The 14,907-nt window shown below is 64.6% G+C and carries 13 protein-coding genes; 4 read left to right on the plus strand and 9 right to left on the minus strand.

What is annotated here, in order from left to right:
* Positions 1-244 precede the first annotated feature (244 nt).
* From X756_RS161140 to X756_RS161130, 3 genes are read right to left on the minus strand one after another with little or no spacing between them, the layout of a single operon-like run.
* Entirely contained in the window at positions 245-1,246 is a 1,002-nt protein-coding gene (locus tag X756_RS161140; RefSeq protein WP_023728653.1) for a 4-hydroxyproline epimerase, read from the minus strand.
* Positions 1,247-1,259: 13 nt separating this feature from the next.
* Positions 1,260-2,597 carry an FAD-binding oxidoreductase gene (locus tag X756_RS161135; RefSeq protein ID WP_031197165.1) on the minus strand — a complete coding sequence of 446 codons (1,338 nt, stop codon included), beginning with the start codon at positions 2,595-2,597 and terminating at the stop codon, positions 1,260-1,262.
* Between the two features lie 51 nt (positions 2,598-2,648).
* Positions 2,649-3,542 carry a dihydrodipicolinate synthase family protein gene (locus X756_RS161130; RefSeq protein WP_023728655.1) on the minus strand — a complete coding sequence of 298 codons (894 nt, stop codon included), beginning with the start codon at positions 3,540-3,542 and terminating at the stop codon, positions 2,649-2,651.
* Positions 3,543-3,647: 105 nt separating this feature from the next.
* Here X756_RS161130 and X756_RS161125 point away from each other — a divergent pair, with 105 nt between their 5' ends.
* Positions 3,648-4,301, plus strand: coding sequence for a GntR family transcriptional regulator (locus X756_RS161125; RefSeq protein WP_156941346.1), 654 nt, complete (start codon positions 3,648-3,650; stop codon positions 4,299-4,301).
* Between the two features lie 36 nt (positions 4,302-4,337).
* Here X756_RS161125 and X756_RS161120 read toward each other — a convergent pair whose 3' ends face one another.
* Together X756_RS161120 and X756_RS161115 are read right to left on the minus strand one after the other, a co-directional pair.
* The gene (locus tag X756_RS161120; protein WP_023728657.1) at positions 4,338-4,637 is read right to left on the minus strand and encodes a hypothetical protein; all 300 of its coding nucleotides are present in this window, start codon (positions 4,635-4,637) and stop codon (positions 4,338-4,340) included.
* Between the two features lie 203 nt (positions 4,638-4,840).
* Positions 4,841-6,337, minus strand: coding sequence for a CoA-acylating methylmalonate-semialdehyde dehydrogenase (locus X756_RS161115; protein WP_023728658.1), 1,497 nt, complete (start codon positions 6,335-6,337; stop codon positions 4,841-4,843).
* Positions 6,338-6,702: 365 nt separating this feature from the next.
* On the opposite strand from X756_RS161115, the gene X756_RS161110 reads away from it, so the two are divergent.
* The 3 genes from X756_RS161110 to X756_RS161100 all read left to right on the plus strand — a co-directional run bounded on the left by X756_RS161110 (position 6,703) and on the right by X756_RS161100 (position 10,298).
* Positions 6,703-7,584 carry a LysR family transcriptional regulator gene (locus tag X756_RS161110; protein WP_023728659.1) on the plus strand — a complete coding sequence of 294 codons (882 nt, stop codon included), beginning with the start codon at positions 6,703-6,705 and terminating at the stop codon, positions 7,582-7,584.
* 123 nt (positions 7,585-7,707) lie between these two features.
* Positions 7,708-8,148: a hypothetical protein gene (locus X756_RS161105; RefSeq protein ID WP_023728660.1), complete on the plus strand. Its 441-nt coding sequence runs from the start codon at positions 7,708-7,710 to the stop codon at positions 8,146-8,148.
* Positions 8,145-10,298: a phosphatidylserine/phosphatidylglycerophosphate/cardiolipin synthase family protein gene (locus X756_RS161100; RefSeq protein ID WP_023728661.1), complete on the plus strand. Its 2,154-nt coding sequence runs from the start codon at positions 8,145-8,147 to the stop codon at positions 10,296-10,298. Before X756_RS161105 ends, X756_RS161100 begins: the two co-directional genes overlap by 4 nt.
* Before the next feature lie 104 nt (positions 10,299-10,402).
* Here X756_RS161100 and X756_RS161095 read toward each other — a convergent pair whose 3' ends face one another.
* From X756_RS161095 to X756_RS161080, 4 genes are all read right to left on the minus strand, one after another.
* Complete coding sequence (locus X756_RS161095; RefSeq protein WP_023728662.1) at positions 10,403-11,659, minus strand: D-amino acid dehydrogenase; 1,257 nt, start codon at positions 11,657-11,659, stop codon at positions 10,403-10,405.
* A 93-nt stretch (positions 11,660-11,752) separates the two neighbouring features.
* Positions 11,753-12,862 (minus strand): alanine racemase, encoded by a 1,110-nt coding sequence (gene alr, locus X756_RS161090; protein ID WP_031237791.1) that lies wholly within the window; start codon positions 12,860-12,862, stop codon positions 11,753-11,755.
* Between the two features lie 272 nt (positions 12,863-13,134).
* A complete protein-coding gene (locus X756_RS161085; RefSeq protein WP_023728664.1) occupies positions 13,135-13,650 on the minus strand; it encodes an RNA pyrophosphohydrolase in 516 nt (171 codons plus the stop codon).
* Between the two features lie 2 nt (positions 13,651-13,652).
* On the minus strand, positions 13,653-14,834 hold the full coding sequence (locus tag X756_RS161080; RefSeq protein ID WP_023728665.1) for a divergent polysaccharide deacetylase family protein: 1,182 nt from the start codon (positions 14,832-14,834) through the stop codon (positions 13,653-13,655).
* Positions 14,835-14,907: the final 73 nt, after the last annotated feature.

The following is a 14,907-nucleotide window of genomic DNA, read 5'->3' on the forward strand; positions in this document are numbered from 1 at the left end:
TGTTGGCCTCAAGCCATGGCCGCCGGGCAGGGAAGCGCTGCCGTCTGCGATCAATAAGCTGGTCCACCTCCTCGCTGAGCGCATGCCGTTCGGTACCGTTCAGCGGCGGGTTGATGCACGGCGCAACTGCGACAAGGGATACTACCTGACCGTGTCAGCGAACGCCTCGACCGCTGCACTAACCTTTGCCGACTGGTTTCGCCGTGAGGTCTGGGTCGGGCCGGATGATCAGCACCCGGCAAGCTCACTTGACGACGAACCCGTGCGCGAACGGATCGCGGTCGTCGATGAAGATGGTGTTCAGGCCGGTCATCCGCGCCCAGCCGCCGATCGAGGGAATGATGGCCGGCTTGCCGGCAACAGTGACGTCCCTCTCGACCTTGCCCTTGAACAGCGAGCCGATGATCGATTCGTGGACAAAACTGTCGCCGGCCTTGAGCTTGCCCTTGGCATGGAGCTGCGCCATGCGCGCCGAGGTGCCGGTGCCGCAAGGTGAGCGGTCGATCGCCTTGTCGCCATAGAAGACGGCGTTGCGTGCGTCGGCCCCCTCCACCGTCGGCTCGCCGGTCCACAGCATGTGGGACAGCCGGTTGATGCCGGGGTTATCCGGATGCACGAACGAGTACTTCTCGTTGAGCCGCTGCCGCACCACAGGGCTCCAGGCGATGAAATCGCCGGCGGAATAATCAGCCATGTCGCGAAAATTTGCCTGCGGCTCGACGATTGCGTAGAAATTGCCGCCATAGGCGACATCGACGGTGATCTCGCCAAGCTGCGGGCAGTCGACCGTCAGTCCCTCGGCATAAAGGAAGGACGGTACATTGGTGATGCGCACCTCCTCGACATAGTCGCCGACTTGTTTGTATTCGGCGATGACCAGCCCGGCCGGTGTGTCGAGCCGGAGCACGCCGGGTGTCTTCGGCTTGATCAGCCCGTGTTCGATGGCCATCGTCACCGTGCCGATCGTGCCGTGGCCGCACATCGGCAGGCAGCCCGACGTCTCGATGAACAGGATGGCTATGTCGCAATCCTCGCGCGTCGGCGGATAGAGGATCGAGCCCGACATGACATCGTGGCCGCGCGGCTCGAACATCAGCCCGGTGCGGATCCAGTCATACTCCGCCAGGAAATGCGCCCGCCGCTCCATCATCGTCGACCCCTGAAGCAAAGGGCCGCCGCCGGCGACCAGCCGCACCGGATTGCCGCAGGTATGGCCGTCGATGCAAAAGAAGGATTTTTTGGCCATGATTTCCTCGAACTCAAAACCGTTGCGGGCTGAAGGGAGCAAGATCGATCGGCGAAGTTTGCCCGAGAACAAGATTGCGGATCAAGCGGCCGGTGGCCGCCGCCTGGGTCAGGCCGAGATGGCCATGGCCGAAGGCGTAGACAACGTTGGGCGCGGTTCGCGCCGTGCCGATCACCGGCAGCGAATCCGGCAGCGACGGGCGATAGCCCATCCACTCGCGGCCGCCTGACGCGTCCAGCCCCGGAAGGAACTGTCTGGCTTTTTCCAGCATGGCCTTCGAGCGCGCAAAATTCGGCGGCCGGTCGAGACCGCCCAACTCGACGGCGCCGCCGACGCGCAAGCCCGTCTCGAGTGGCGTGATGACGAAGCCATGGCCGGAAAAGATCAGCATCCGCTGCACGTCGAAAGCGGTCTTCGGCAGTGTCGTGTTGTAGCCGCGCTCGGTTTCGAGCGGGATGGTGTCGCCAAGCGCCTTCGTCAGCAGATGCGACCATGCCCCGGCGGCCACGACAAGATGTCTTGCCTGCCTGGTCGTGCCGTCCGTCAGCGTCAGCGTCGCGCCATCAGGATTGGCGGCGACGCGCTCTATGCGCGCCTTTTCGAAACGCGCGCCCAGCCTTTCGGCATAGGCCCACACCCCCTTGCCGAGCAGTTTCGGATCGGCGACGGTCTTCCAGCCCGGCACGAAGGTGCCCTTGATGAAGCGCGGCGACAGTCCCGGCTGCAGCCGCGCCAGTTCGTCGCCTTCGACATGGCGAAAGCCGATGCCGAAGCGCTCGCGCGCCGCCCAGCCCGGCAGCCCGGCCTGAAATTCGGCCTCGCTTTCATAAAGCTCCAGCGAGCCGTCCTCGCGCAGCATCAGCCGCGTGCCGGAACGGTCGAGCAGGCCCATCCATTCAGCCTCGGCGAGCTTCATCATGCCTGCCTGAGCAGCAAGGCTCGCCTCATATTTTTCTGGTGCGCCAGCGCGCCAGAAGCGCAACAGCCAAGGCAACAGCTTCGGCAAGTAGGCCGGCGGGATGCTGAGTGGCCCGAGCGGATCGGCAAGCCATTTCGGCAAGTGCCGCATCATGCCCTTATGCGCCAGCGGCAGCACGTCGGAGAAGGCGAAGGCGGCGGCATTGCCGGAGCTCGTCTCCTTGCAGATGCCGGTGCGGTCGAAGACCGTGACGCTGCGCCCGGCCTCGGCCAGCATGGCCGCCGCGCAGATGCCGACAATGCCGCCACCGACAATGGCGATATCTACCCTCTCTCCCCGTTCACGGGGAGAAGGGGCCCTAAGGGCGGATGAGGGGCGGCGGCCCTCCTCTGTGTCCCTGGAATTTCCTTGCACGTCGGCGCTGCCCCTCATCTGGCTGCCGCCATCTTCTCCCCGTGCACGTGCACGGGGAGAAGAAAGCCTTCAGAACTGCGGCAGCTTCGGCCGTACCGCCAGCGCGTCCTTGACGATCTTCTCGACCGCTTTGCGGCGCTCGCCCGACAGCGGCTGGCGCGGCATGCGCACGCGGTCATTTGTGTCGATCGCGAGCACTTCGGCAAGCTTGATGTTTTGGACCAGATAGGTCGAGACATCGAGATCGAGCAGCGGCCGGAACCAGCGATAGATCGAAAGCGCCTCCTCGCGGCGGCCCTGCTTCATCAACTGGTAGATGGCGACTGTCTCGCGCGGGAAGGCGACGACCAGACCCGCCACCCAGCCGATGGCGCCCACCGACAGCGCCTCGAAGGCGAGATTGTCGACGCCGGTGAACAGATCGTAGCGGTCGCCGAAGCGGTTGATGATCTCTGTCGAGCGGCGGATGTCGTCGGAGGACTCCTTGATGGCGACGAAGCGCTTGTCGGCGGCCAGTTCTTCCATCTGGCCGACGGTAACGTCGACGCGGTAGGCGAGGCGGTTGGAGTAGATCATCACCGGCAGGTCGCCGGCCTGAGCGACGGCGCGCAAGGCGGCGACCGTCTCTTCCGGGTTGGTGTGATAGATCGGGCTCGGCACCACCATCAGCCCGTTGGCGCCTTCCCGGCTCGCGCGCTTTGCGATGCTCGCCGCCTCCCGGGTGCCTGCCTCGTTGACCGTCAGCAGAACCGGCTTGCTGCCGGCAACTTTCTGGGCAGTCTTCAGCACCTCGATCTTCTCGTCATGCGACAGCATCGGCCCTTCGCCGAGCGAACCGCAGACGATGATACCGTCGCAGCCTGCCTCCATCTGCAACGCAAAGCAGCGCTCCATTTCGGCATGGTCGAGGCGGTCGTCTTCGGTGAATTTGGTCGTGACGGCGGGGAAAACTCCGGTCCACATGATCGTCTCTCCATCTGATATATCAGGCGTATATCTGTTGGAAAACCGGCTGTCAATGCGGAATCCGTTGTGATATATGGAAGATATATCAGGAGCCCACCTTTGATATTCAGTGAGACAGCATACCCCGAGCCGGCCGCCGCCAAGGCCTACCATGTACTCGAGCATATGATCGTGACGCTGGAACTGGCGCCGGCGAGCTTCGTGACGGAAGGCGCGCTGATCGAAAAGCTGGCGCTAGGACGCACGCCGGTGCGCGAAGCGATCCAGCGCCTCGCCTGGGAAGGACTGCTGGATGTCAGGCCACGCGCCGGCATCGCCATTGCCCCGCTGCATCCCGGCGACTGGCTGCGCGTGCTGAATGCCAGGCGCGGTGTCGAGGTGGTGCTGGCGCGCTCGGCCGCCCGCTTCGTCACCCGTGAGGCCGCCGACCTGTTTCATGAGGCAGCCCTTGCCATGCAGAAGGCCGTCATCTCGGGCAATGTGCTGGCCTTCATCCAGGCCGACAAGGCGCTCGACGAGGCCTTGGCGATGGCCGCCGACAACCCGTTTGCGGCCCGTCTGGCCGCGCCCCTGCAGACCCACAGCCGCCGCTTCTGGTTCCGCTACAAGGCCGACACAGGACTGGCCGAATCGGCCGAACACCACGTCGCGCTAATCCGCTCGATCCTGGCCGGTGACGAAGAGGCTGCCGCCAAGGACGCCAAACGCCTTATGGCACTGCTGCGCGGCCATGCCGAAGTGGCCGCCACACGCTGAACTCCGTCTCTGCTCCAGACTTCCGACCGGTCTTTATCAGGTGCCCGGCAAGACTGCTGCCATAGCCGCCCCGTCCCAGCCTTCGCCAGCCGTGATGATGCAGCTTTGGCCGCGTGTGTCGGTGGCCAGGATGGTCCAGGTGCCCTGGTCGGAGACGAAGATCTCAAGCACCACATTCGGGTTCACCAGGCCACGTGCGGCTTGGCTTTCGTGGAACTTCTCGCCGAGCGCCTTGACCAGGTCGGTCCGCGCCGCGCATTGATCGGCTTTGGCCTGGGCGATGCCGGACATCGCGAACACCGCAAAGAACATCGCCGCCACAAGACGTCGTGTCATCTGACACCTCCTTGCGCCAGACGAGAACCCCGGCTGCAACCGGCGCTATTTTGATGGCCTGCACCACGGCAGGAATGCAATTTAAGGCAGATGACAGGCTCTTGGTTCCATCGCTTTAACGTGATGGCCAATGTCGGTTTCGTACAAAGAAAGGCCCAGGACGTTGAACCCAGGCCTTCTTGCCGATCTTCGAAATCGTCCGGTCAGTTCATCGTCGGGATGACGAACTCGGCACCGTCCTTGACGCCGGAGGGCCAGCGCGAGGTCACCGTCTTGGTCTTGGTGTAGAAGCGGAACGCGTCCGGGCCGTGCTGGTTGAGGTCGCCGAAGGACGACGCCTTCCAGCCGCCGAACGTGTAGTAAGCGATCGGAACCGGGATCGGCACGTTGATGCCGACCATGCCGACCTGGACGCGCGAAGCAAAATCACGAGCAGCATCACCGTCACGGGTGAAGATGGCGACGCCATTGCCCATCTCATGATCGTTGGCTAGCTTGATGGCGCTCTCATAGGTCGGCGCACGCACCACCGACAGCACCGGGCCAAAAATCTCTTCCTTGTAGATGCGCATGTCGGCGGTCACATTGTCGAACAGGCAGCCGCCCATATAGTAGCCATCCTCGTAGCCCTGCATGGAGAAGCCGCGGCCATCGACGACCAGCTTGGCGCCTTCCTTGACGCCGGTGTCGACATAACCCTTGACGCGTTCCAATGCCTGCGCCGTGATCAGCGGGCCGAAATCGGCGGACGAATCCGTCGACGGGCCGACTTTGAGGCTTTCGACACGCGGGATCAGCTTTTCCATCAGCCGGTTAGCGGTGTCGTTGCCGACGGGAACGGCAACCGAGATCGCCATGCAGCGCTCGCCGGCCGAGCCGTAGCCCGCGCCGATCAGCGCATCGACGGTCTGGTCCATGTCGGCGTCGGGCATGATGACCATGTGGTTCTTGGCGCCGCCAAAGCACTGCACGCGTTTTCCCGCCGCCGTGCCGCGCGAATAGATGTAATGCGCGATCGGCGTCGAGCCGACAAAGCCGATAGCCTTGATATCAGGATCGTCGAGGATGGCGTCGACGACGTCCTTGTCGCCATTGACGACGTTGAGGACGCCAGCCGGCAGGCCAGCCTCGAGGAACAGTTCGGCGATGCGCATCGGCACGCCAGGGTCACGCTCGGAAGGCTTCAGGATAAAGGCGTTGCCGCAGGCCAGCGCCGGGGCAATCTTCCACAGCGGGATCATGGCCGGGAAATTGAACGGGGTGATGCCGGCAACGACGCCAAGCGGCTGGCGCATCGAATAGACATCGATGCCGGGGCCGGCGCCGTCGGTGAACTCGCCCTTCATCATGTGCGGCGCACCGATGCAGACTTCGACGACTTCGAGGCCGCGCTGGATGTCGCCCTTGGCGTCGGCAATGGTCTTGCCGTGCTCGCGCGCCAGGAGATCGGCCAGTTCGTCATAGTCGCGGGCAACCAGTTCCAGAAACTTCATCAGCACGCGCACACGCCGCTGCGGGTTGGTCGCAGCCCATTTGATCTGTGCTTCCTTGGCATTCAGGACAGCCGCACGCAGTTCCGCCGGCGAAGCCAGCGCCACCGTGCCGCGCACCGAGCCGTCCATGGGCTGCATGACGTCCTGCTTGCGCCCGCTGGTCCCGGCGACATGCTTGCCGCCGATGAAATGACCGTATTCGATCATGGTTTCTCTCCCTGAGTTTGTGATGAAGCATTCAACGCCTTTGCAGGCGCGAAGGCAACGCGAGGGGAAACGCAACCGTTGTGCAAGAAATAGACAACGGAGGACGAGTGTGCATTAATTGCCGCAAATTACAGATTGCTGAAAGGCCCGAAGGTTGCGCTCCGTCACACCCCCCTCTGTCCTGCCGGACATCTCCCCCGCAAGGGGGGAGATCAGATGTGGCCGCCGCCTTCGCAAATCTTCAACGCAGCAAAAGAGACGCAGGTGGCGGAGCTGCCAATCTCCCTCCTTGCGGGGGAGATGGCCGGCAGGCCAGAGGGGGGTGGGCGGGAACGCCGCGTTCGCCGCTAGCCCGGACCACCTCCATGAACTGGGATGACGTCCGCATCTTCCTCGCCGTGGCCCGCGCCGGGCAGATCCTTGGCGCCGCCAAGCGGCTGGAACTCAATCACGCCACCGTCTCGCGCCGCATCGCAGCGCTTGAGGATGCGTTACGCACAAAACTGTTTCGCCGGCTTACCACCGGCAGCGAGCTGACGCCGGCCGGCCAGCGCTTTCTCGACATTGCCGAGCGTATGGAAGCCGACATGATCGCCGCGCGCTCCGCCGTGTCGGGCGAAGGCGACGATATCTCAGGCACCGTGCGCATCGGCGCGCCCGACGGGTTTGGCGTTGCATTCCTCGCCACGCGTCTTGGCGCGCTGACCGCGCTGCACCGCGAACTCACCATCCAGCTGGTGCCGGTGCCGCGTTCCTTCTCGCTGTCGCGGCGCGAGGCCGACATCGCCATCACCGTCGAGCGGCCGACCGAAGGCAGGCTGGTGGCGGGAAAGCTGGTCGACTACACCCTCGGCCTGTTTGCCTCGCGCGACTATGCGCAGGCGCACGGCTTACCGGAGACCGCTGCCGAACTCGGCCAGCATACGCTGATCGGCTATGTCCCAGACCTGATCGTCAGCCCGTCGCTCGACTATGCGGCGGAGTTCAGCCCGGACTGGCGCACCAGCTTCGCCATCTCCTCAGCGCTGGGCCAGGCCGAAGCGGTGCGCTCGGGCGCTGGCATCGGCATCTTGCACACCTTTGTCGCCCGCTCGATGCCGGAGCTGATCCCCGTCGACATCGTGACGCCGATCCGCCGCGCCTACTGGCTGGTCTATCATGAATCGGTCCGACCGCTGCGCCGCGTGCAGATCGTCGCCAACTTCATCACCAAGGCGGTCGAGAGAGAGCGCGGGCTGTTTGTCTGATGGCCGCGCCGCCTTGCCCTCGCCACAAAATCGGCCAGTGTGGCAACAAGCGCGATGTCGCCTATCATTAAGGATTGGCTGCGCCGGGTGGGACACTTTTTTGCAAAGCTGGTGCGGATCAAAATGCGAGCGGTGCTCGCCATCTTGCCGCTTGTCGCGCTTTCCGCCTGCGCCAATCCATGGACCGTAGTTCCGGAAGCCGAACTGCCCAAGCCGGTCCGTATCGCAATGGCCCGCCCGTCGCCTTTCGTCTTCGGCAATTACTGCGGTCCCGGCACCCGCACCGGCGACCTCTCGGCTCGCCCTGTCAATCGCCTCGACAGCGCCTGCCAAATCCATGACGCCTGCTACATCGCGCGCCATAATCATTGCGACTGCGACGGCGCGCTCGTCGCCTCGGCAAAGGCGATCCGTGATGACAAGACAGCGCCGAAAAAGATGCGCGGCGAGGCCGAGCTTTTGATCGCCACTTTCGCGCTTCCCGTCTGTAAGGTGTTTCCGCATGGCTTCCTGCCGCCGCGCGATCCGGCTGAACTGAAGACGATGAACGGTGCGACCGGATGAACCGCGCCATCTGCCTGGCCTTGGCCGGGCTGGGGCTGGCGGCCCTTGCCGGTTGCGCCGCCCCGATCCGGCACAGCTGCGATTTCTTCCCCGATGCGAAGGATTGCGGCCGGCCGTCGGTATCGGCCGGCACGCCCGGACCGCAGACTGCAGCAGCAGCGTTTTTCGGCGATGCCGGTGCCAGCGACTATGAAAGGCAGTTTCTGGCGCTGCTCGCCCACAACCAGATCGGCGCCATCGACAGGGCGAACGGCACCGGTCCGTTCGGACATGACCGCCACGCCATCGCCAACCGCGATTTCCAGGCCACCTACCGGACGCTGGAACGGCTGGCGAAGCCGGTTACCGCCGAACAGATGCCGGCAGTGAGCGGCACAGCCGGCGAAGGCCATTTCAACGGCCGTTGGCGCGTGTCGCGGCAGACGCTCTATGTCGACGCCGCCGCGCGGCCCTCCGCGCCAAAGACGTTCAGCTTTTCCGGCCTGCAGGCGCGCTCGATCGAGATCGTGATGCGCCAGGCGGGAAAGCAGCCGGTTGAGATATCGGGCGCCTGCGACGGGGCGCTGGCGATTCGCGCCGGCGGTGGCTCGCGCAGCGTGGCGAGCAGTGCCGCCTTCCGCCTCCGCCTGTCGGCCGGGCAAACCGCCAGCCTGTTCCCCAGCGATGGTTTGAACCGCTGCAGTCTGAAGCTCAGCTCCAGTCTGGCGCCGGCAGGCGCCCCGCTCACCATCCTGCGCGAAGAGGTTGCCTATCCGGCGATAGCCGCGCTCGACAGCCGCTACGAGCTTTGTCCAGTGCCCGGTCCATCCGGCCTGGATGAACTCGCCCGCGTCTTCTACGCCGGCCGCTGGCTGTCGCAGAGCTGTTCGCTGCCGCTCGGGTCACCGCGCCTGTTACGCAAGTCGCGCGACGGCTTCAACGCCAAGGTCGAAGCGCTGCTCGGCGCGCCTTTACCCGACAGCGCCTTCGACAAGGCCGACCCCGAACTGCCGCTCGATTTCTCGCGCGCGCCGAAACTCAAGCTGGTCTATCTGTCGTCGCTGGAGTTCAAGGCCGATTTTTCCGGCCGCGTCATTGAGCGGCTGATCCGCCATCACGCAGGCCTCGGCACCAAAGTGCGCATCATGGTCACAGACGTGCTGGAGCGCGACAAGGACGACGCGCTGCTGCACCGGCTGGCGGCCGATTATCCCAATGTCGAGTTGCAGGAATATCGTTGGCGGGCCGACCACGGCGCGCCGGTCGACGAGCAACTGTCACAGCTGCACAAGACCCATCACGTCAAGATGCTGGCGACACTTGCCGAGGATCCCGCCCGCTCTCGCGTCATCATCGGCGGCCGCAACATTCATGACGGCTTCCTGTTCCACAAGCCGATCGACCTGTCGCGCTATCCGAACCTCGAGCAATACGGCAAGACCGACGGCCTCTCGCTCAACTACTATTCGAACTGGAGCGATTTCGACATCGAGTTTGCCGACCCGGCCACGGTCGAGACGCTGGCCGCGCATCTCTCGACATTGTGGCTGCGCGACGCCGACACCAACATCGCAAGACCCTTCTCCATTCCGGTGCGCTCCGACAGCCGGCGCCCGCCGGGCACGGTGCGCCATTTCATTTCCGTGCCCTATGAGGACAACCATGCGCTCGAGACCTACTTCGTCGAGTTGATCGACACTGCCCGGCACCATATCGAGATCGTCAATCCCTACCTCAATCTGACGCCGAAGCTCAGCCTGGCCATCCAGCGGGCGCTGGCGCGCGGCGTCAGGATCGACATTGTCGGCCGCATCGACCTCAAGGGCGATATTGGCGGCAAGCTGCTGACCGCGCTCAACAAGCTGTTCGTCGAGAAATATGGCGACCGCATCAACATCCGCGAATTCAAGGCGCCCGATGTCGTGCTGCACTCCAAGATCATGATGATCGACGAAAGGCTGGTGACGATCTCGTCGGTCAATCTCAACAACCGCAGTTTCTTCCACGATCTGGAGAACGGCATGACGGTGCTCGACCCTGCCTTCTACGCCAGGATGCAGCCGGTCTATGACGACTATGTCGCCCATTCGAACCCGGTATCGACCAAGGTGGCGATACCGTGGGCCTACCGATGGCTGTTCTCGAAGGGTTGGGTGAAGGAGGCGTTTTGAGGGGCTGGCGAGGCTGAAGGAATGCCGTTCTGTAGCGATCCTTTACACCCCCTCTGTCCGGTAGGACAGAGGGGGTGCTGGCCCGCCAGCTTTAAAAAGCACCCCTACCTCAAATACCGCTCCGGCCCCAGCTCCCGCACATCGATATCAGGCACCTTGCTGGAGATGATGTCGGACAGCACCTTAGCCGAGCCGCAGGCCATGGTCCAGCCAAGCGTGCCGTGCCCGGTGTTGAGATAGAGGTTGGAGAACTCGGTGCGGCCGACCAGCGGCGGCCCGTCCGGCGTCATCGGCCGCAGCCCGCACCAGAAGGACGCCGCCTTGAGGTCGCCGCCATCCGGGAACAGATCGCCGACCGAATGTTCGAGGGTGCGCCGGCGCGATTCATGCAGCCTGAGATCGAAGCCGGAAATCTCCGCCGTGCCGCCGACGCGGATGCGGTCGCCGAGCCTGGTGATCGCCACCTTGTAGGTTTCGTCCATTACCGTCGACACCGGGGCGGCGACCGCGTCCTTGATCGGAACGGTGACCGAATAGCCCTTGACCGGATAGACCGGGATCGGGCGCCTGAGCAGGCGCATGAAGCGCGCCGAATAGCTGCCCAGCGCCAGCACATAAGCGTCGGCCGCGCGCGAGCGCTGGTCGGTGCCGACGCTGACGATGCGATTGCGGTTCTTGGAGAAGCGCCGGATCTGCGTGCCGTACTCGAACGTGACGCCGCGCGCCACGCAGAGCTCGGCCAGCCGATCGGTGAACATCTTGCAGTCGCCAGTTTCGTCGCCGGGCAATCTCAGCCCGCCGACAAACTTTTCCCGCACGCCGGCCAGCGCCGGCTCGGCCCCAATGCAGCCTTCGGGATCGAGCAACTCGTAGGGAACGCCATATTTCTTCAGCACCTCGACATCGCCGCCGGTGCCGTCGAGCTGCTTTTGAGTGCGAAACAGCTGCAGCGTGCCCTTGGTCCGCTCATCATAAGCGATGCCGGTCGCCTCGCGCAGCGCCTTCAGCGTGTCGCGGCTGTATTCGGCGAGCGGCACCATGCGCGCCTTGTTGATGGCGTAGCGATCCGCGGTGCAATTGCGCAGCATCTTGATGAGCCATGTCCACATATACGGATCGAAGGCCGGCCGCACCACCAGCGGGCCGTGCTTCATCAACAGCCACTTGATTGCCTTCAGCGGAATGCCGGGGCCGGCCCAGGGCGAAGCATAGCCCGGCGAGATCTCGCCGGCATTGGCGAAGCTGGTTTCCAGCGCCGGCCCTTTCTGGCGGTCGAACACCGTCACCTCGTGGCCGGCCTCAGCGAGATAATAGGCAGTGGTGACCCCGATAACGCCGCCGCCCAACACGAAGATCTTCATCGCATCACTCTCCACGACGACTTCCGTCAGAGGGCCGCCGCCTCCTGTCTGCCGGATTCTGCGGCGTCCGCCAAGGGGCGGCGTGTCGCGGCTCTATTCGTTGATATAGCGGCGGTGGAAGCGGGGGCCGAGACTGGTCAGGATTTCATAACCGATCGTGCCGGCATGACCGGCGGCGTCATCGACGCTCTGCGAGGGGCCTAGGAGTTCGACAAGGTCGCCCTCGCGCAGCCGGCCGGCCGGCAGGGCCGAGATGTCGAGTATGATCGAATCCATCGACACCCGCCCGACAAAGGGCAGTCGCACGCCGTCGAGCCAGGCAGCCGAAGCCGCGCGCCGGTGCCAGCCATCGGCATAGCCGAGCGAGATCGTGGCCGCGCGCAAGGGACCGCTGGCCAGAAACGCATGTCCGTAGCCGACGCCCGCGCCCTTATCGATGCCGCGTGTCTGGATGATCTTTGCCTCGAGCCGCACCACCGGCAGCATCGGGTTCGCCTCATCAGGCGTCGGATTGATGCCGTAGAGCGCAGCGCCCGGACGCGCGAGGTCGTACTGATAGCGCGGCCCAAGAAAGATGCCGGAGGAATTGTCCAGCGACGCCGGCGCCTTGGGCAGCATTTTGCGCAGCCGTTCGAATTCCCGAAGTTGCGCGTCATTGGCCGCATTGGTCGGTTCGTCCGCACGGGCCAGATGGCTCATGACGAGAACGACATCGACGCCGGCGAAAGCATCGGCCGTAAGCGCCTCGACCTCTGCCGGCGCCATGCCCAGCCGCGACATGCCGCTGTCGACCTGGATGGCGGCCTTGAGCTTGCGGCCGGCCTTCTGGCCGGCTTTGCTCCACGCCTTCAATTGTCCGCTACTGTTGATGACGGGAACAAGGTCGGCAGCCACCGCTTCGGGTTCCGAGCCCGGCGGCAGCCCGTTCAGCACATGGATTTCCAGCTTCGGTCCGAGTGCGTCGCGCAGCGCTACACCCTCGGTGAGATGCGCCACAAAGAAGCTGTCGCAGCCTTCGGCAACCAGTGCCGCCGCCACTTGCCGCGCGCCAAGCCCGTAGCCGTCGGCCTTGACGACGCCGGCGCAGCGTACGCCGCCGAGCTTTGCCTTGAGCCGCCGGTAATTCTCCCTAACCGCGCCGAGATCGATGGTGAGAATGGCGCCGGCCGCCGCTTCGCTGATCGAATCTTTGGCTTTATGCATTGCAGACCCGCTGAAGTCGGCGCTGCCCCTCACTGTCCTGCCGGATATTTCTCCCCGGCCCTATACGGGGAGTTGAGGAGCGGTCCGCGTAAAGCGGACGAAAAGCCAACTGCTTGGCTTTTCGAGTGACGAAAGCCGGCAGGCAGGTGAGGGGCAGCCCAGACGCTGCGCTAAGAGGCCATTGCCCGGCGTCGTTCATATGGGTCTCGTGGCTGCGGGTGTCCCGATCAATAAAGCACGAATCAAGGTGCCGTGCGAACCGTCACATCCAGCTAGGCAAGATGACGGAACGCCGCCACCACATCCTCATAGACCTTCCGTTTGAACGGCACGATCAGATCGGGCAGGTCCTGCATTCGCCGCCATGCCCATTCATCGAATTCGGCGGTGTGGCCGCCCGGCGGCGGATTGATCTGGATCTCGCTGGCCTCGCCGTGAAAGCGGTAGGCGAACCATTTCTGCGTCTGGCCGCGATAACGCCCCTTGAGGGCTATGCCGACCAGATCGGGCGGCAGGTCGTAATTGATCCAGTGCGGCGCCTCGGCGAGCAGCGTGACCGAGCGCATGCCGGTCTCTTCATAGAGCTCGCGCCCGGCCGCCTGCAGCGGCTCCTCGCCCTCGTCGATGCCGCCTTGCGGCATCTGCCAGAGCTGCGTGGTGCCGGCGAATTCGCTGTCCGGCTCGGCGATGCGGTGCCCGACCCAGACCAGCCCGTCGCCATTGAGGATCATCAGCCCGACACAGGGGCGGTATGGCAGCGTCTCGGGGTCCACAGGTTTCTTCGTCATGATCAGCCTTTTTCCGGGTCGATGGCCACCGCCGAGATCGGCACGATCTCGATACCGCGCTTTTTCGCTTCGACCGCCCAGGACGCCACGGTATCGACGGTGAGGTCGAAGGCCGAGCCGATGCCGACGGCGGAGCCTTTGGCGCGCGCGGTCGCTTCCAGCGCGTCGAGCTTCTTCAGGATGGCGCCGCGGTCCTGCACGGCGTCGATTGCCGTATCGCCGGCGACGAACGGCACACCGTCCTTCAATGCGAGATCGGACGCCAGGCTCCGTGCGGACGAGCCGTCATCGACATAGGCAAGGCCGCGCTTGCCGAGTTCGGCCATGAACGGCCCCATCGCCGTCGCGTCGGCGGAAAAGCGAGCCCCCATATAGTTCATGACGCCGGTATAGTTGGTGGTCCGCGACAGCGCCCAGCGCAGATTCTTCAGATTCTCGTCCGGGCTTGCCGCCACTGTCAGCGTATTGCGGCCAGGATTGACATTGGGATAGTCGAACGGTTCGAGCGGCACCTGCATGACCACTTCATGCCCGCTCTGCCGTGCCGCCTGCATCCACCGGCCAATGCTGTTGCCTTGCGGCGCAAAAGCCAGCGTCACTTCGGCCGGCAGCTTGGCGATCGCCGCCTGCGTGCCGGTCTGCGACACCGCAAGCCCGCCGATGACGATTGCCACGCGAGCGCCGCGCGAACCCGACCACGGCCGCGCATAGACATCGAACGGCCGCCGGCCGTCAGCGGCGCGAACCGGCAACGGGCCGGTGTCGCTGGCCTCGATCAGCGCCCTGTCGGGGATATGCGCGATCTTCAGGTTCTGGCCGATCGTCGACGGGTCGTGGATGACGATGGCTGCATTGGGCGGGCCGTCACCCTCCTGGGACTGCACATGGATGATCTGCGGACCGCTGGCCTTGGGCGTTTCCGCCTTCGGCGCTGCCGCCGTCGCTTGAGCAGTGGGCGCTGCGGCCGCGGGCTCGGCCGCCGCCGTCACCTTCGGCGTCGAGACCGCGATTGCTTCCGGTTTGCGGAACGGCTTCTCGCGCAGCGCGATCGCGCCGGAGATGCCAACCGCGGCCAGCACGACCAGCGTCGCCGCGACGGCGCCAGCGCTGATCCCGCGCGACGCGGCACGCGGTCGGACGGTCTGTCCGAGCGGGCGTTCGATGTCCTTGCCGATGTCAGCCAAGCCGCATCCCCCGGCGCGTGATCAGCGAAATCTTCGCCATGCGCAGATCCAAAACTGACGGCGCGTCCCCTGC

The organism is Mesorhizobium sp. LNJC405B00 (genome assembly GCF_000502615.1).
Classification (GTDB): Bacteria; Pseudomonadota; Alphaproteobacteria; order Rhizobiales; family Rhizobiaceae; genus Mesorhizobium.